This is a genomic window from Nocardia sp. NPDC049220, from assembly GCF_040647855.1.
Taxonomy (GTDB): domain Bacteria; phylum Actinomycetota; class Actinomycetes; order Mycobacteriales; family Mycobacteriaceae; genus Nocardia.
Genome location: NZ_JBEZDA010000001.1, coordinates 1,148,287 through 1,165,181, shown reverse-complemented (window position 1 = coordinate 1,165,181; position 16,895 = coordinate 1,148,287). Strand labels below are relative to the sequence as shown.

Below are 16,895 nucleotides of genomic sequence, written 5' to 3'. Positions count from 1 at the left end.
GGGCTCACCGATTCTTGCCGAGTAGGCCGAGCGCGGCTCGAAGCGTGGCCGAGGTGTTGGCGGCGGGCTGGTCGGCCAGCACAGCGTCGACTGTCTGTTCGGCCTGTTTGGCGGCAAAGCCGAGGCCGACAAGCGCGTCGATGACCTGGTCGCGCACCGGCGTGACGACCGGAATTGGCGTGGAACCCGGCGGACCGGACTGCACCGGAACGAGATTCACCTTGTCCCGCAGTTCGACCACCATACGCTCGGCACCGCGCTTGCCGACGCCGGGCACCCTGGTCAGCGCGACCACATTGCTCTCGGCGAGCGCCTTGCGCAGCGCCTCGGGTTCCAGCACGGCCAGCACAGCCATCGCTAGCCGTGGTCCGACGCCGGAGACGGTCTGCAGCAGGCCGAACAGGTCACGGGCCTCGGTGTCGGCGAAACCGTAGAGCGTCATCGAATCTTCACGGACGATCATCGCGGTATAGAGCCGGGTCTCGGCACCGCGAGTGAGCCCGGCCAAGGTGGCCGGCGTGGCGTTGAGGCGGTAGCCGACGCCCGCCGCCTCGATCACTGTGTGGTCGAGTGCGATCTCCAGCACCTCACCGCGTACCGACGCGATCACCCGTGCACCGCCTTCCGTTGTTCGGCAAGCCGTTCCCGATACCGTCGCTGCGCCGCGGCCGCCTTGGCCTCGGCCGCCGCCATCCGTTCCAGCAGCGGCGCCCGCCAACAATGACAGATGGCCAGTGCGAGCGCATCCGCCGCGTCGGCGGGCTTCGGCGCCACCTGAAGGCCGAGGATGCGGGTGACCATGGCGGTCACCTGCTTCTTGTCCGCGGTGCCGTTGCCGGTGACCGCGGCCTTCACTTCACTGGGTGTGTGGAACGCGACCGGGATGTTCCGGCGTGCCGCAGCGAGCGCGATCACCCCGCCCGCCTGTGCGGTACCCATGGCGGTACGCACATTGTGCTGGGCGAAGACGCGTTCGATCGCGACAGCTCCGGGCTGATGGGTGTCCATCCAATGCTCGGCGGCATCGGCGACCCGCAGCAGGCGCTGGGCCAGATCCATATCCGAGGGTGTGCGGACCACGTCGACGTCCAGGGCGGTGACTTTCCGCCCCAGCCCGCCCTCGACGACGCTGAGGCCGCAGCGGGTGAGCCCTGGGTCGACGCCCATCACCCGCACGGAGACCCCTCTCAGTGAAACGAACAACTGTTCGAGAGTCTAGCGGAGCCACGTTCTTTCGCCGACCAGCGACACAGCCGTGACCACAGACCGCGGTGGGAGATCGGCGGCTGCTGTAGGCGCGCCGACAACGTCCGAACGAGTCAGCGCGTGTTCGACGCGGCAGGTCGTGCCCTCGCCCCCTGCCCAGATGCAGGACACGTCCGCCAGATGCCGGCCGATATCCGGACCGGCTGGACAGCGGGGCCGGTCCCCTGCCAGACCCGCACCGCATCCGCACCAGCGCCCCGGCTAGCTGTCGGGAACCTGCGTCGCGAAGGCGGAGTAGGTGGTGTCATCGAACAGAACGAACCGAACTTCCCGCACGGAAGTACGTGCCGCACACACCGTTTCGACAGCGATGCGCGCACCGTCATCCATCGGCCAGCCGAAGACGCCGGTGGAGATAGCCGGGAACGCCACGATTCGCGCGCCCAATTCGTCCGCCACACGTAAGGATTCGCGATAACAGGAAGCGAGCAGCACGGAGCGGTCCTCGGTCGCGGACCACACCGGCCCGACTGTGTGGATCACCCACCGAGCGCGCAGTCGGCCCGCCGTGGTGGCGACCGCCTTGCCGGTCGGAAGTCCGGTGCCAAAGTGCGACGCACGCAATCGACGGCATTCGGCGAGTATGTCGGGGCCGCCCCTGCGGTGGATCGCACCGTCGACACCGCCACCCCCCAGCAGCGACGAGTTCGCCGCGTTCACCACGGCGTCGACGTCCTGTTCGGTGATGTCACCGCACACCAGCACCACTTCGACCATGCCCGCATTCTCGCTCGATGCCAACCGCGGATGCCACTGAATCACCGACGCGGGCGAACGCGCTTCGGACCCGGTTACACGAGCGCTCCATACCCCTCAGCATCGACGATCGCCGGTTCACCCGGCGCACACGCCGGTAACAGCAGTGCTCCAGCTGCACGCGAGCGGTCGACAGCCGGACACGAACCGGGAGCACCCGGGCACTCAGGTTCGCTGGAGCGCATTCACAGCTCGACTCGAGGAACGGTCCCGACAATGCCGTGGTGCCCGTTCTCGCCGCTCCGCCGACTCCGGCTCCTCCGCAGTTCCCGCCGGCGAATCCGAACCCGAACTATCAGAACACCTTTCATCACGGGATCTCGCTGTTGCACGGCTGGCTGCCGACGACGGTCGAAATACTCGCCGTGATGTTCTTGGTGGTTGCCGTCGCCAGAGGCACAAGGAGGTGGTGGCAGATCCAGCTCCCGGTGTGCGTGCTGGTCGGATTCATCGCCACGGCGGCAGCCCGGTGGTATGTGGCCGACCGAGGGCTGGCCTCCGATCCGGCACCTGCTCTGCTCTGGGGGTGCGTTGGAGGCACCGCGGCGGCGGTGGCGGTGGCCATTCTGGGCTGGCCGGGAACGCGCCGGTGGCGGCGAGCCGTCGCGATCCTTGCGATTCCGCTGGCACTGTCGAGCACCAGCCTCGTACTCAACCAATGGGTCGGCTACTACCCCACCGCACAGTCGGCGTGGAGCGCGCTGACCGCGGGCCCGCTACCGAACCAGACCGAGCAATCGGCGCTGCCCGCTCTGCGCGGCACCAACCCGACCGCGGGCCGGATCGTGCCGATCCGGATTCCCGACACCGGCAGCGGCTTTCCGCATCGCGCCGAATACGTCTACCTGCCGCCTGCCTGGTTCACTGGACCGACCCCGCCCGCTTTGCCGGTGGTGATGATGATCGGTGGAGAGTTCAACACCCCGGCCGACTGGATCCGCAGCGGCCAGATCATGCCCGCCGTGGACAAGTTCACCACGGCCAATGGCGGCAGCGCCCCGATCATGGTCTTCGTCGATTCCAGTGGCAGCTTCAACAACGACACCGAGTGCGTGAACGGCCCGCGCGGGAATGCCGCGGACCATCTGACCAGAGATGTGCCGCACTACGTCGAATCCACCTTCGGCGCCTCCACCAACCCGGCCCACTGGGCAGCGGTGGGCTGGTCGATGGGCGGCACCTGCGCGGTCGACCTCGCGGTCATGCATCCCGAGTTGCTCCGCACGTTTGTCGACATCGCTGGAGATCTCGGCCCGGCCTCCGGGAACAAAGACCAGAGCATCGCCCGCCTCTTCGGCGGCGACGCCGAGCAGTGGGCGGCCTTCGACCCGCTCACCGTCATGACGAAACACGGCTCCTACACCGGCACCGCTGGCCTCTTCGACGACCTCACCCCACCACAGCGTCCAGGGCCGGGCGGCACGCACCGCACGGATCCCACCTCCGACGACGACGTCGTCGGGATAGGTGGCCACGACGGCGTCCTCGATACCGGCGAGGTCGGCGCCGCCGAGCAACTCTGTGACCGCGGCCGCCAGGTCGGTATCGACTGCACCGTCCACACCACCCAGGGCGGCCACACCTGGCAATTCGCGTCTGCCGCTTTCACCTCCGCACTGCCGTGGATTGTCACCAGGACGGGTCTGCCGATTCCGGCGGCATGAACGATCGGCGCGACGACGCATACCGACGAACGGATCGTCGAACTCTCGGGTGACCGGGCGGTGGCCCGAGTCCGCCGATAGCGGAGGAGCCCGTCAACCGAACGCTGACGCAGGCCTCGGCGCGCTCACTCGCGGCGAAAGCGGCACCGCCTCGGTCCGGAAGGTGCGCCGATAGGCCTGGGGTGACACGCCGATGGCGTCGTACAGGTGCTGACGCAAAGAGGTTCCGGTGGCGAAGCCGACTTGACCCGCGATGCGGTCGACCGTCAGGTCGGTCGTTTCGAGCAGATGACGAGCGTGGAAGACGCGCTGCTGGATAAGCCAGCGCCCCGGGCTCAATCCGACCTCGTCGCGGAACCGACGGGCGAAGGTGCGTTTGCTCATCCGGGCCCGAACGGCCAGTTCGTCGACCGTCACCGGGTGTCGCAGGTTCTCCAACGCCCATTGCCGGGCGACGGCGGTTCCCGCGGAGGCCTCGGGAGGGACCGGCTGCTCGATGTACTGAGCTTGGCCGCCGTCACGCCACGGCGGGATGACGCAGTGGCGCGCGACCGCGTTCGCGACGGCGCTGCCGTGGTCGCGGCGGACCAGATGCAGGCACACGTCGATACCCGCAGCGGCCCCGGCCGAGGTGAGGATGTCGCCGTCGTCGACGTAGAGCACGTTGGGGTCCAGGTGCACGCGCGGGAACGTGCTGCGAAACAGTGCGGCCTGTTTCCAGTGCGTGGTCGCCGGGCGACCGTCGAGCAAACCGGCGGCCGCGGCGACGAAAGCCCCGGTGCAGATGGCGACGATCCTGGCGCCCGGCCGGATGCGGGCGAACGCCGCACGCACCGAGTCCGGTAGCTGACCCCCGAGGGATGTGGCGATGTCACAGGCGGGCAGAACGACCGTGTCGGTAGTTTCCAGCACCGCGCTGTCGTGCGCGACCGCGATCTCGTAGTCAGCCGCACTGCGCACCGGACGGCCATCTGTCGAACACGTGCGGATTTCGTACCGACCTCCAGCGCTACCCAACACGCGATTCGCGATCCCGAGTTCGAACGGATGTACACCGTCCAGTGCCAGCACCGTAACCCTGTGTGGTGCGACCGTGCGCCCTTCCGTCATGGCGCGATCATATCGAATGATATTCATCCGGCCACTTCGTTCGGGAAACGCTTCGCGACAGACGGGAATCCCCGAACGCCACCAACGTCATACGCGCGACCAGCAGTGCGCCCCTCGGCACCTGCCGAGGGGCATGCGTCGCTATCCAGGGAAGTGTGCTGCGGCTCGAGTCGTCCGTCAGCGTTCGACACATCGCACCGGCGACGAGAGGTCTGCCGCGCCGACGACAGACAGCCGGGTTCGTTCGTCGGCTCCCCGGCAGCCACAACGCACGCCATGACCGGCGCCGTTCACCTCATGGGCAAATTAAAACTCACCGTGCCCTGAATCTCCCACGATCAGGGCGTTGGCGCTTCTACCATCCGAGCATGAGCAATGTTGTGAAGGCTGTCCTCGAGGGCGGGCCGCAAGACTTGCCCGCACGCATCGTCCCGATCACTCCGCCGGGGATCGAACTGAAAGTCCCATTCCGCGGCGGATACGAGCACTTCAAGGTCACCCAACGAGAGCAGGACACGCCCGAGGGGCGGCTGCCGGTGTACGAGTGGTGCGACCGCACCACCATCGCCGAGTGATGCGCCTTCCTCACCGGCATCGGCGCTGACGCACCGACCGGTCGCGAATTCCTGTCCGAATTCCCCCGAGCGCCACGATAAAAGCGTAACCAATTGATTACGCTTTTATCGTGGACCAGGTGACAGGTGCGATCGCCGATCCGGTTCGGCGTGAGATCATGGAAATGCTGTACGGAACCCGGCTCACCGCCGGCTCGATCGCTGAGCATTTCGCGATCAGCCGCCCCGCCGTCAGCAGGCATTTGCGTGTGCTGCGCGCTAGCGGTCTGGTGCGCGACGAACTGGTCGGCAGACAGCGGTTCTACCTGCTCGACACCGAACCGTTGACCGCGCTCATCGGCTGGCTCCACCGAATCCGCAGCCCCACCACGTGGGAACACGACCCCGACGCACTCGGAACCGAGATGAACCGAGCGAGGAGCCAGCAGCACTGCGCCGACCAAGACGCGACACGGGAACCCGGAATGGCACAGCGACCCCACAGCGACCCACCGGATGACTGTTGACTGTTCCCCCGGACGCCGGGAAGGACCTTGCGGACTGCGGTTCACCCATCCGCGCAGCGACACCGAGATCGCTCAGATTCCCCAGGCCGGCGCCGGCGGGGAAACTACCTGAATATGTCCGAGGCGGTCCGCCCAGCACGGACCGCCCCGATTTCGGCAAGTACTACCCCGCCAGAGCAGACTGGATGACGGCCGGCCGACTAATCGTCCAGCTGGGCGAGGACCTCGTCGGGGATGTCGACGTTGGTGTAGACGTTCTGCACGTCGTCGCTGTCCTCCAGGGCGTCGACCAGTTTGATCACCTTGCGGGCGCCATCCGCGTCGACCGCGACCGACACCGATGGCTGGAAGCCGGACTCCGCGGAGTCGTAATCGATTCCCGCGCCCTGTAGAGAAGTACGCACGGCGATCAAATCGCTGGGTTCGCTGATGATTTCGAACGAATCACCGAGGTCGTTGACTTCTTCCGCGCCCGCGTCGAGCACCGCCATCAGCACGTCGTCCTCGGACAGGCCGTTCTTCTCCAAGGTGACGACACCCTTGCGGTGGAACAGATAGGCCACCGAGCCAGGGTCGGCCATATTCCCGCCGTTGCGGGTCATCGCGACCCGTACTTCGCCTGCGGCACGGTTGCGGTTGTCGGTGAGGCACTCGATGAGCACGGCGACGCCGTTGGGACCGTAGCCCTCGTACATGATCGTCTGCCAGTCGGCGCCGCCCGCCTCTTCGCCACCACCGCGCTTACGAGCGCGCTCGATGTTGTCATTGGGGACCGACGACTTCTTCGCCTTCTGGATGGCGTCGTACAGCGTCGGATTGCCATCCGGGTCACCGCCACCGGTCCGGGCCGCCACCTCGATGTTCTTGATCAACTTCGCGAACAGCTTGCCGCGCTTCGCGTCGATCGCCGCCTTCTTGTGCTTGGTGGTGGCCCATTTGGAGTGGCCGCTCATTCCCTACTTCCTTCAGGTCGATGGCAGGTCGTGTGTACCGTACCGGCACGGCCGGACGGACAACTCCCCCAGCCTACTCGGGCGTGCGCGGTCGTCGTGCAAAGCGGTTCGGCTACGCCGCCCGGACCAGCTCGACAAACATCCGGTGCACCCGCAGATCGCCGGTCACCTCGGGGTGGAACGACGTCGCGACGACGTTGCCCTGTCGCACTGCCACGATTCGACCGGCGGCCGGGCCGCTGGGCACGGTGGCCAGCACGTCGACGCCGTCGCCGACGCGCTCGACCCACGGCGCCCGGATGAACACCGCGCGCACCGGACCGTCATCCAGCCCCGCGAACGACAGATCGGTCTCGAAAGAATCGACTTGACGGCCGAATGCGTTGCGGCGCACCGTCATATCTATGCCGGACAGGTGCTCGGCGTCCGGACGGGTGTCGAGCACCTCGGAGGCGAGCAGGATCATGCCCGCGCAGGAACCGAACGCCGGCATCCCCGCGCGCAGCCGGGCGCGCAGCGGCTCGAGCAGTTCGAAGGCAGCCAGCAGCTTGCTGATCGTGGTCGACTCGCCGCCGGGCAGCACCAGCGCGTCTATCTCGGCGAGCTCGGATTCGCGACGGACCAGCACCGGTTCCGCGCCACAGTGCGCGAGAGCGGCGACATGCTCGCGGACGTCCCCCTGTAGCGCGAGCACACCGATGGTGGGAAACGACCGCGTCCGTCCGGCGTCGGCGGAGGGTACGGCGACCGAAGAAGCGTTCACGCCGAAAGCTTACGAGTCGTGCGGGTGTGGCCGTGCTCACGGTCGCCGTCAGAGTTTCGTCAACGCCGGGGTCCGCGCACGGCTCGAGGGTCGACACTCGGACGAGTGATAGCTGTGTCGCCGAGCAAGGTGCACCGGCCACGTGGAGCCGGGACAGCCGCCACCACCCGGCGGGGACTCACTGTGCCGACCGGGCTGGCTGGGCTGTCGCTGGACGCTCTGGCCTCGGTGTCCTACGGTCCGGAAGCCATCGTGCTGGTCCTGGCCACCGCGGGCGGCATCGGACTCGGCATGACGCTGCCGGTGACCCTAATGATCACCGCACTGCTGGCGGTGCTGATCGCGTCATATCGTCAAGTGATCGCGGCGTTCGCCGACGGCGGCGGCGCGTACGCGGTCGCGAAGGCACGGCTGAGCCATCGCACCAGTCTGGTCGCCGCGGCCTCGCTGATCGTGGACTACGTACTCAACGTCGCGGTCTCGATCGCTGCCGGAGTCGCGGCACTGACCTCGGCGTTTCCGGTACTACACGGGTGCACTGTCTGGATCTGTCTCGCGGTTCTCGCCGGCATCACGGCGCTCAACCTGCTCGGGATCACCAAGAGCGCGCGAGCATTCATGGTGCCGACCATCGTGTTCGTCGTCGGCATCTTCATCGTGATCATCGGTGGCCTACTGCGCTCGGAGCCCGCCGCCGTGACGAGCGGATCCGCGGCGATCACCGACGTGCACACGGTAGGAATCCTGTTGCTGCTCAAAGCATTTTCCAGCGGATGCGCGGCATTGACCGGTGTAGAGGCGATCGCGAACGCCGTTCCCAGCTTCGAGGCTCCTCGGGTGAAACGTGCGCAGCATGCCGAAATCGCTCTCGGTCTATTGCTCGGCGCCATGCTGATCGGCCTCGCTGTGCTGATCGAAAAGTTCTCCCTGCGACCGGTCCAGGGAATTACCGTGCTCTCCCAACTCACCGAGGCGGCGCTCGGGCACGGAATCGGATATTACGTCGTGCAATTCGCCACCGTGCTGCTGCTGGCGCTAGCCGCGAACACGTCCTACGGCGGCCTGCCGACGCTCACCAGGATCCTGGCCGACGACAACTGTCTGCCCCATAGGTTCGCGGTGGCCTCACCGCGGCAGGTGTACCGATTCGGCGTGTGTGCGCTGGGGTTGAGTGCGGGTGTGCTGCTGATCGGCGCACGCGGGAACATGAACGCGCTGGTGCCGCTATTCGCGATCGGCGTCTTCGTGGGGTTCACCCTCGCCCAGGTCGGCATGGTGCGGCACTGGTGGCTCATCCGCACCGACGGCTGGCGGTGGCGGCTAATGCTCAACGGATTCGGTGCGGTACTGACTTCGCTCGCGGCAATCGTCACGACCGCTATGAAATTCACTTCGGGCGCCTGGCTGATCGTGCTCGTTCTTCCTGTCCTCGTCCTCGGCATGGAGCGGATTCGCCACGCCTACCACCGGATCGGTGACTGTCGTGGCGCAGGCATGGTTCCCCGGCAGCCACGGGCGACCGGGACAGTGATCGTCGTGCCGGTATCGGAGGTCTCCGAGTTGAGCCGAGAGGCGTTGTCCGCGGCCATGTCCATCGGCGACGACATCGTCGCCGTGCACGTCTGTCTGCCCGGTGCGTCGGCCAGGGCGTTCACCCGCACCTGGGAAGCGTGGCATCCCGAGGTCCGGCTGGTGCTGCTGGAGAACAGCGACTCGACCGTCGGCGGCCCGGTCGCCCGGTACCTCCGGGAGAACTTCCCCAACCGGCGCAAGGTTGTGGTCGTCGCAGAGGTCGACCCACCCGCGGGTTGGCATCGCGTGCTGCCCAGCCACCGCAGCGACGAGCTCGAGCGCGAACTGCGGCGGTCGAGCGACACCGTGGTCTGCCACCTGCGTGTCCAGGTGAGCTGATGCCGGACCGTGTCCAGGCGGGCGTCGGCCACTCATCCCGCTGCGGTCGGCGATCCTCGGCGCCACCGTCGCGGGTACACACCGATGCCCCACGCCACCACGGCCTTGCGTTCGCCCGTTCCTTGGCACCCATAGAGCGAACGCCTCATCGGCGGGCGAACCACGTCCGCGACCGGCGTCGCATCGGCGATCCAGGGGGGCCGGTCAGGTCTCGCGCGGGGTACGGATGAGGCCCTCTTGAACCACCGCGGCGACCAACTGGCCCTCCCGGTTGAAGATCTTGCCGCCGGTCAGCGCCCGCCCGAAGCCTGCCGACGGGGAGGACTGATCGTAGAGCAGCCAGTCGTCGGCGCGGAACGGCCGCAGGAACCACATCGCGTGGTCGAGCGAGGCGTTCTGAGTCGGCTCGTCCGGGTGGATGACCTTCGAGGAGCCGAGCAATGTCATATCGCTCATATACGCGAGGGTGCAGACGTGGACCAGCGGGTCATCGGGCAGCGGGTGCCGGTAGCGGAACCACACCTGCTGCTGGGAGACCATGCCGTCGCGGCGCGACACATTCTCCGGCGGCACCATGCGGATGTCCCAGTGCTCCCATTCCCGCATCGCCCACAGACGTTCGGGTGCCATGGTGGTGCTGGCGTCGGGCAGATCCTCCGGCAACCGCACCTCAGGCATCACATCCTGGTGCTCGGGCCCCTCGTCGCCGACGTGAAACGAAGCCGACATGGTGAAGATCGCGGCACCGTCCTGGATGCCGGTGACCCGCCGGGTGCAGAACGAGCGGCCGTCACGGATCCGCTCGACCTGATAGACCGTCGGCTCCTGCGGGTTACCCGGACGCAGGAAGTACCCGTGCAGCGAATGCACCTGGTATCGCGGCTCCACTGTCCGGACTGCCGCCACCAGCGCCTGGCCGGCAACCTGTCCGCCGAACGTGCGCGGAAGCTGGGTCTTGGTGGACGCGCCACGGAAGATATCCCGCTCGAGCCGCTCTATCTCCAGCGCCTCTTCGATTGTCGCCATGCGCTGAGATTATCCCGACGCCCCGCCGTGTCGCCTTTTGGCTGCCGGTGCCCGCCCGGGCAACGAGACATAGATCGCACATTCCGGACGGCAACCGACAGGTCGCCGAGACCGCGGATTTGCTGAGATGTACCAGTGCCCCGTTTTCTGCCGATCACCCGCGACGGACTCGTCGACCAGGTGGTCCGCCGCGTTCTGGTCTCGCACACCCATACGGTGATTGCCGTCGAAGGCGCGGACGCCGCCGAGCCCGCCACGCTCGCCGCCGAGGTCGCCACAGCCCTGCGGCACATCGGCCGATCCGCCGATGTGGTCTCGCTGCATGATTACGTGCGGCCTGCCGCACTGCGGATGGAGTTCGGCCGCACCGACGAAATGTCGTATCGCACCGCGTGGTTCGACTATGCCGCACTACGCCGTGAGGTGGTCGATGCCCTGCGCCACCATGATCGGTGGCTACCGGCCCTCTGGGACGAGGCCACCGACCGCTCCGCCCGCGTGCCGATCCGGACAGCGCTACCCGTGACCACCATCCTCATCGCGGGCCCGATGCTCGCGGGCCGTCACCTCGACGCGGACCTGACCCTCCGTCTGGACATGTCCGATGCCGCCCTCCGGCGCACCACCCCACCCGAGACGGAATGGACCATCGCCGCACTGCTGCGGCATGACCGCGAGAACCCTTACAGTCCAACATTTTTCGTCAGATGGGACCATCCCGGCCGCCCTGCGCTCCGTATCGACGAGGACAGTGCGGGATAGGACCCGCACCGCTTCCGACCTCGACAACACCGTGCGGCAACGACCCAGCTTGCATTCGGTCGCCGGGCGCTGCCCGCACACGACTGCGCGATCATCGTCCGATCGGCGGCCGAGTTCGGCTTACTCCCCCGCGACCGTCAGGCGGCGCAGGCCGGCGACTGCTGGTTGAGGTTGGACAGCGCCTGACACGCCCACGCCTTCTGCACCTTCCACTTGCCCCCGTCCAGGACGTAGGGGACCTCGACCTGGTTCTCCTGACCATTGACGGTGAACTTGGCTTGCGCGGTCACGCTGTCGCCGAACGCGGTCACACCAGTGACCACCGCCGAGGCGTTTGCCTGCTTGAACGCGTCGGCCAGCCGGTTCGGCAGGTCAGGATCAGCCTCGATGCCTTGGACGAGATCTGCCTTTTCCTGATTCGGCACCGCGGGATCGAGGGCACGCTGCAGCAGGCCGTTGAGTTCGGCAGCGGTGGGTGCGGCAGGCACGTTCGCGGAGGCGCTGGTCGTCACGTGAGTCGTCGCCTTGGCCGAGTCACTCTTGTCGTCGCCACCACAGGCCGCCAGGCTCAGGGTGGCCGCCACAGCCACACCGGCGACGACGATGCGTCCAGTCTTGCGAAGCTTCAACTGTTCGTCCTTTGCGTTCGGATCTATCCCGACGATGAGAGGGCACGACATGGCTGGTAGAAGCCATGGATTGCGAAGCTACTGAGCGTGATTGTGAGAACTCTGAGACAGCATTCTAGGCGTCGTGAGAGTTGAACCTGCGCAACGCCACCGTCCACGGTGCGTTGATACGTCGAGCGGGCGCACGCCGCTGCGACGACCACCGCCGCCACCGGCGGATGGCACCGGCCGCGCGCAATGCGCCCGAATCGGTAACCAGCGGCGCGTCGCGACCATCACCAGGCCGGGCAACGACTCGACCCTGCCTCCCGAACCAGCAGCGGACCGCCTAACTCACGGTCCTGGATTCCGATCTGCCGACGGAGCGAGCTGCGACCGGAAAGCGCGGCTCAACAGAAGTGCGGTTCGCCGCCTAATCCACGAATCACCGCGACTGCACCGCGGCAGGCGCTACCGGTGAGCGATCACCAGCCGCGCTCGGCAAGCCGGTGCGGTTGCGCGATCTCCTCGACATTGATGCCGACCATGGCCTCACCCAGACCGCGCGACACCTTGGCCAGCACGTCCGGGTCGTCGTAGAAGGTGGTTGCCTTGACGATCGCGGCCGCACGCTGTGACGGGTTGCCGGACTTGAAGATGCCGGAGCCGACGAACACACCCTCGGCGCCGAGCTGCATCATCATCGCCGCGTCGGCCGGGGTGGCGATACCGCCCGCAGTGAACAGCACGACGGGCAGCTTGCCGGTCTCGGCGATCTCGCGGACCAGCTCATAGGGTGCCTGCAGTTCCTTGGCCGCGACGAACAGTTCGTCCTCCGGCAGCGACGACAGCCTGCGAATCTCCTGGCGAATCTTGCGCATGTGCGTCGTGGCGTTGGACACGTCGCCGGTACCCGCCTCGCCTTTGGACCGAATCATGGCCGCGCCCTCGGTGATCCGGCGCAGCGCCTCACCGAGGTTGGTCGCGCCGCAGACGAAGGGCACGGTGAAGTTCCACTTGTCGATGTGGTTGGCGTAGTCGGCGGGAGTGAGCACCTCCGACTCGTCGATGTAGTCGACGCCGAGGCTCTGCAGGATCTGCGCCTCCACGAAATGGCCGATGCGGGCCTTCGCCATGACCGGGATGGAGACGGCGGCGATGATGCCCTCGATCATGTCCGGATCACTCATCCGGGACACACCGCCCTGCGCACGGATATCGGCCGGAACTCGCTCCAGCGCCATCACCGCGACCGCGCCCGCGTCCTCGGCGATCTTGGCCTGCTCGGGGGTGACGACATCCATGATCACACCACCCTTGAGCATCTCGGCCATGCCGCGCTTCACACGGGCGGTGCCGACGGTTTGGGTGGTCTCGGGCGTGGTCACGGCAAACTCCTGAGTCATGTGCGCCAATCAAGTCGCTCGGATTCGAACGACCTGATTCTAGGCGTCCACAAAACGCCACCTGATAGCCAGTTGACGTGCACTGGTCTGGTGATCTCGGAGGTCGCCGGGAAGGTGCCCTGCCGTCCCGGCAATCCACTCGGTTACCCGGCGCTGCCGGGACACCGCGTCAGAGCGGGCCGACCACCAGCAACTGTGCCCAGTACTCCGCGGCCGTCGGCCCCAAGTACGGCAACAAGAAATCGAACAGCAGGTATGACATGAAACCAATTACCTCCACACCGAGCAGGAACTCGGCCCCATCGTGACCGGGACCACGACGCCGGATTCGAATGCGTCCCTGACAGCACTACCCTCCGCGTCGATAATTCATCACGACGCTATCACGATCGTGAAACACATCACAGGTCATGAGCCGGTCAGCGGATGGAGCGGACCTCGGGATCGCCGGACCCCGTGGCAGCCTCGGCGGCCTCGGCGAGCAGTTCGTCCAGGTGGTACGGGTAGACAGTTTCGCACGACTGGTCCAGCGCGACGATGTCCGCGGCCGTACACCATTTGTGGCCGGTGATGGAACGGCGCTCGATCGTGGTCTGATTCGCCGCGTGCGGTTCGAAACCACGCACACGCAGCGCGAAGAACAGCTCTTCGGACCGGATCAGGTCGCCGTTGAACGGAAACACCGCGACCCGGCGCCAGATCGGGCCGCGTAAACTCGCGGGGTCCGCGCGGTGCCCGGTCTCCTCATAGAGCTCGCGCACGGCGGCAACACGGAGGCTCTCCCCCGGCTCCACACCCCCGCCGACGGTGAACCAGAACGACACCTCCGGCGTTTTCGGATCATTGCCGCGCATCAGCAGCGTCCGATCGTTCTCATCGAAGAGCACGATGCGCGCGGTGGTACGGATGGTGTCGACGGACAAGCCGGTCGACGCGGCGGGCGTAGCGCGTTCGGTGATCTCGAAGTAGGTCGGCAGTGGGGCGGTGCCGCCCAAGTGCAGGAGACGGACAGGGCGCCGAGTCCGCAGCGCCAGCGTGTCGCGCACCGCGTCGTTGTGGAAGCGGCGCGCGATGAGCACGCGAGCCTCCGCGTCGGCGAGTTCGGCGACCAGCTGCGGGCGCAGCATGCCGATATCGATGGCTGACAGCGCCGAGGACAGTTGGTTCTCCACCGTCTCGCGATCGCCACGCCCAGCCCGTTCGGCCGCCGCCCCCAGCGCGGACAAGTGTCTGGCCCGCTCCGACAGTGCGGGATCGGAGACCGGGCCGCCGATCGCCATGGCAACCGATCTGGCGACCACGGCCCGCCGGGCCAACGCCGAGTCCAGCGCCTGCCAGGACTGATCGGAGCGCACGTGCAGCCGGTCGAGCCGGTTGGCGGTCGAGTACGCCCAGAGGCCGATCGCGATCACCACCGCCGCGATCAGCGCGAGAACGAGAACGGTCGTCGCGGAGAAGGTGATCATCCGGCGGCCCGCACCCGCGCGTCGCCGACGGTCACCGTCTCGTACACCCGCAGGATCTGTTCGGCCACCACCGGCCAGTCGTACTCACCCACCACTTGCGTGGCGGTGCGCACCAGCGCCTCCCTGCGCACTTCGTCGGTGAGCACAGCGTGCAGCGCGGCGGCAAGGGCGGCCGAATCACCCACCGGAACGAGCATGCCCGCCGTGCCGTCGCGCAGCACCCGACGGAAGGCGTCCAGTTCGCTGGCCACGACCGCGGTCCCGGCGGCCATCGCCTCGATCAGGATGATGCCGAAGCTCTCCCCGCCGAGGTTGGGCGCCACGTAGACGTCCGCACTACGCATCGCCGAGGCTTTGTCCTCGTCCGACACCTGGCCGAGGAAGCGCAGATGCCGGGCGAGTGAACCCGCCTCGCGGCGCAACCGGTCCTCGTCACCGCGCCCGACGATGAGGATCTCCACCTCCGGATGTCTGCGCACCACCTCGGGCAGCGCGCCGAGCAACACCTCCATGCCCTTGCGCGGTTCGTCGTAACGGCCGAGGAACAGCACCGACCCACCCGCGCGCGGATAACCGGGCAGCATCGGGGCTCTGGCGAAGGCGGGAACGTCGACTCCGTTGGGAATCTCCACCGCGTCCGACCCGAGTGCCTCCACCTGCCATCGCCGGGCCAGTTCGGACACCGCGATGCGGCCGGAGATCTTCTCATGGTAGGGCCGCAGCACCCCTTGAAAGGTACTCAGCACCAGCGACTTGGTCGTCGAGGTGTGGAAAGTCGCGACGATCGGACCCTCGGCGATCTTGAGCGCGAGCATGGACAGGCTCGGCGCGTTGGGCTCGTGAATGTGCAGCACATCGAAATCGTTGGCGTCGATCCAGCGGCGAATCCTGGCGTAGGACAGCGGGCCGAAGGACAGTCGGGCCACCGATCCGTTGTATGGGATCGCGACCGCGCGTCCGGCCGACACCACGAACTCGGGCAGCGGCGTGTCGTCCCCCGCGGGCGCGAGCACGCTCACCTTGTGCCCACGTTCGATGAACACCCGCGCCAACTCGACCACATGCGCCTGCACCCCACCGGGGACGTCGAACGAATAGGGACAGACCATGCCGATCTTCATGGCGATTCATCCCCCTGCTCGACCCGGATACTCGCCTGCGTCGCGGCGATGGCGGCGCGCCGTTCCGGGGACAGGTCGCTGTCCCACAGCGGTTGCAGCATGTGCCAATCCGCCGGATGCTCGGCGATATTCGCGGCGAAACGGTCCGCGAGTTGCTGGGTAGCCGCTGCCACTCCACCGGAAACGTCAAGGGGCGCTTCGACTTTCAGACCCCAGCTCTCACGCCCTTCGGTGTCGACCTCGAACCACGCGTGCACCGGCAGCAGCGCGGCGCCGGTCTCGATGGCCAGTTTCGCGCCGCCTCCTGGCATCCAGGTGCGTTCGCCGAAAAACTGGACCGGGACTCCCCTACCGGTGAGGTCGCGCTCACCCAGCAGGCACACGATCCGATTCTCGCGCAGACGCGCCGCCAGTCGGGCGAAAGGTGGCTGCTCACCACCGGTCAGCGGAAACACCTCGAAGCCGAGGTGCTCACGATAGGCCACGAACCGCTTGAACAGCGTTTCCGGTTTGAGACGTTCATTGACGGTCGTCGGGTTGCCATAGTGGTGCACTAGCCAAACGCCGGCGATGTCCCAGTTACCGGAGTGCGGAAGCACCAAGATCACACCCTGCCGCGCGGCCAGCGCGGCATCGAGGAACGACAACCCGTCGACCTGATAATCGATCGCCGCGTGATCCATCGTGGGTAGCCGGAACGCCTCACGCCAATACCTGGCATACGATCGCGCGCTCGCGCGGATCAGCTCGTCCGGCACGTCGGCGGGCAGCACCCCGAGCACACGGGCCAGGTTCCGGCGCAAGTAATTCGGTGGGCCGCCCGCGTGGAATTCCCGGTTGGCACGCCGAGCGACCCGGTCAGCGCCCCAGTCGAACAACCGCCGCGCCGTCTTCTCCGGCAGTGCGCGCACCAGCCGCCAGCCCGCCAGGTATCCGGCGGCGCCGAGCTGCTCCCCGATGCTCATTCGATCTCCACCAGTTCTCGTCCATGGTCGGGCGCCG

Annotated in this window: 17 protein-coding genes; 5 read left to right on the top strand and 12 right to left on the bottom strand. The window is 67.1% G+C overall.

Annotation, left to right across the window (positions count from 1 at the left end):
• Nucleotides 1-4: 4 nt before the first annotated feature.
• The 3 genes from ruvA to AB0C34_RS05155 all read right to left on the bottom strand — a co-directional run bounded on the left by ruvA (nucleotide 5) and on the right by AB0C34_RS05155 (nucleotide 1,983).
• Nucleotides 5-610 carry a Holliday junction branch migration protein RuvA gene (gene ruvA / locus AB0C34_RS05165; RefSeq protein ID WP_357067572.1) on the bottom strand — a complete coding sequence of 202 codons (606 nt, stop codon included), beginning with the start codon at nucleotides 608-610 and terminating at the stop codon, nucleotides 5-7.
• Complete coding sequence (gene ruvC, locus AB0C34_RS05160) at nucleotides 607-1,176, bottom strand: crossover junction endodeoxyribonuclease RuvC (RefSeq protein WP_357068515.1); 570 nt, start codon at nucleotides 1,174-1,176, stop codon at nucleotides 607-609. The genes ruvA and ruvC overlap by 4 nt, the downstream gene beginning before the upstream one ends.
• A gap of 291 nt (nucleotides 1,177-1,467) precedes the next feature.
• Nucleotides 1,468-1,983: an O-acetyl-ADP-ribose deacetylase gene (locus tag AB0C34_RS05155; RefSeq protein WP_357067570.1), complete on the bottom strand. Its 516-nt coding sequence runs from the start codon at nucleotides 1,981-1,983 to the stop codon at nucleotides 1,468-1,470.
• Between the two features lie 263 nt (nucleotides 1,984-2,246).
• Here AB0C34_RS05155 and AB0C34_RS05150 point away from each other — a divergent pair, with 263 nt between their 5' ends.
• Nucleotides 2,247-3,686 carry an alpha/beta hydrolase-fold protein gene (locus tag AB0C34_RS05150; RefSeq protein WP_357067568.1) on the top strand — a complete coding sequence of 480 codons (1,440 nt, stop codon included), beginning with the start codon at nucleotides 2,247-2,249 and terminating at the stop codon, nucleotides 3,684-3,686.
• A gap of 93 nt (nucleotides 3,687-3,779) precedes the next feature.
• On the opposite strand, the gene AB0C34_RS05145 is transcribed toward AB0C34_RS05150, so the two are convergent.
• Nucleotides 3,780-4,796: a helix-turn-helix domain-containing protein gene (locus AB0C34_RS05145; protein WP_357067566.1), complete on the bottom strand. Its 1,017-nt coding sequence runs from the start codon at nucleotides 4,794-4,796 to the stop codon at nucleotides 3,780-3,782.
• Between the two features lie 368 nt (nucleotides 4,797-5,164).
• Here AB0C34_RS05145 and AB0C34_RS05140 point away from each other — a divergent pair, with 368 nt between their 5' ends.
• Together AB0C34_RS05140 and AB0C34_RS05135 are read left to right on the top strand one after the other, a co-directional pair.
• Nucleotides 5,165-5,371: a DUF5988 family protein gene (locus tag AB0C34_RS05140; RefSeq protein WP_357067564.1), complete on the top strand. Its 207-nt coding sequence runs from the start codon at nucleotides 5,165-5,167 to the stop codon at nucleotides 5,369-5,371.
• Nucleotides 5,372-5,481: 110 nt separating this feature from the next.
• Nucleotides 5,482-5,877: a metalloregulator ArsR/SmtB family transcription factor gene (locus AB0C34_RS05135; protein WP_357067562.1), complete on the top strand. Its 396-nt coding sequence runs from the start codon at nucleotides 5,482-5,484 to the stop codon at nucleotides 5,875-5,877.
• A gap of 200 nt (nucleotides 5,878-6,077) precedes the next feature.
• Here the strand turns inward: AB0C34_RS05135 and AB0C34_RS05130 are convergent, their stop codons facing one another.
• Nucleotides 6,078-6,830: a YebC/PmpR family DNA-binding transcriptional regulator gene (locus AB0C34_RS05130; protein WP_357067560.1), complete on the bottom strand. Its 753-nt coding sequence runs from the start codon at nucleotides 6,828-6,830 to the stop codon at nucleotides 6,078-6,080.
• Nucleotides 6,831-6,942: 112 nt separating this feature from the next.
• Nucleotides 6,943-7,593: a pyridoxal 5'-phosphate synthase glutaminase subunit PdxT gene (pdxT, locus tag AB0C34_RS05125; RefSeq protein WP_357067558.1), complete on the bottom strand. Its 651-nt coding sequence runs from the start codon at nucleotides 7,591-7,593 to the stop codon at nucleotides 6,943-6,945.
• Nucleotides 7,594-7,812: 219 nt separating this feature from the next.
• Here pdxT and AB0C34_RS05120 point away from each other — a divergent pair, with 219 nt between their 5' ends.
• A complete protein-coding gene (locus AB0C34_RS05120) occupies nucleotides 7,813-9,504 on the top strand; it encodes an APC family permease (protein WP_357068513.1) in 1,692 nt (563 codons plus the stop codon).
• Between the two features lie 204 nt (nucleotides 9,505-9,708).
• On the opposite strand, the gene AB0C34_RS05115 is transcribed toward AB0C34_RS05120, so the two are convergent.
• Entirely contained in the window at nucleotides 9,709-10,530 is an 822-nt protein-coding gene (locus AB0C34_RS05115) for an acyl-CoA thioesterase II (protein ID WP_357067556.1), read from the bottom strand.
• Nucleotides 10,531-10,665: 135 nt separating this feature from the next.
• Here AB0C34_RS05115 and AB0C34_RS05110 point away from each other — a divergent pair, with 135 nt between their 5' ends.
• Nucleotides 10,666-11,292 (top strand): hypothetical protein, encoded by a 627-nt coding sequence (locus AB0C34_RS05110; protein WP_357067554.1) that lies wholly within the window; start codon nucleotides 10,666-10,668, stop codon nucleotides 11,290-11,292.
• A gap of 137 nt (nucleotides 11,293-11,429) precedes the next feature.
• Here AB0C34_RS05110 and AB0C34_RS05105 read toward each other — a convergent pair whose 3' ends face one another.
• The 5 genes from AB0C34_RS05105 to AB0C34_RS05085 form a co-directional block, all read right to left on the bottom strand.
• A complete protein-coding gene (locus tag AB0C34_RS05105) occupies nucleotides 11,430-11,921 on the bottom strand; it encodes a hypothetical protein (RefSeq protein ID WP_357067552.1) in 492 nt (163 codons plus the stop codon).
• Between the two features lie 464 nt (nucleotides 11,922-12,385).
• Nucleotides 12,386-13,306 (bottom strand): pyridoxal 5'-phosphate synthase lyase subunit PdxS, encoded by a 921-nt coding sequence (gene pdxS, locus AB0C34_RS05100; RefSeq protein WP_357067550.1) that lies wholly within the window; start codon nucleotides 13,304-13,306, stop codon nucleotides 12,386-12,388.
• Nucleotides 13,307-13,725: 419 nt separating this feature from the next.
• The gene (locus AB0C34_RS05095) at nucleotides 13,726-14,769 is read right to left on the bottom strand and encodes an NUDIX domain-containing protein (protein ID WP_357068511.1); all 1,044 of its coding nucleotides are present in this window, start codon (nucleotides 14,767-14,769) and stop codon (nucleotides 13,726-13,728) included.
• Nucleotides 14,769-15,893, bottom strand: coding sequence for a glycosyltransferase family 4 protein (locus AB0C34_RS05090; RefSeq protein ID WP_357067549.1), 1,125 nt, complete (start codon nucleotides 15,891-15,893; stop codon nucleotides 14,769-14,771). Before AB0C34_RS05090 ends, AB0C34_RS05095 begins: the two co-directional genes overlap by 1 nt.
• Nucleotides 15,890-16,858 (bottom strand): phosphatidylinositol mannoside acyltransferase, encoded by a 969-nt coding sequence (locus AB0C34_RS05085; RefSeq protein WP_357067547.1) that lies wholly within the window; start codon nucleotides 16,856-16,858, stop codon nucleotides 15,890-15,892. The genes AB0C34_RS05090 and AB0C34_RS05085 overlap by 4 nt, the downstream gene beginning before the upstream one ends.
• Between the last annotated feature and the right edge of the window lie 37 nt (nucleotides 16,859-16,895).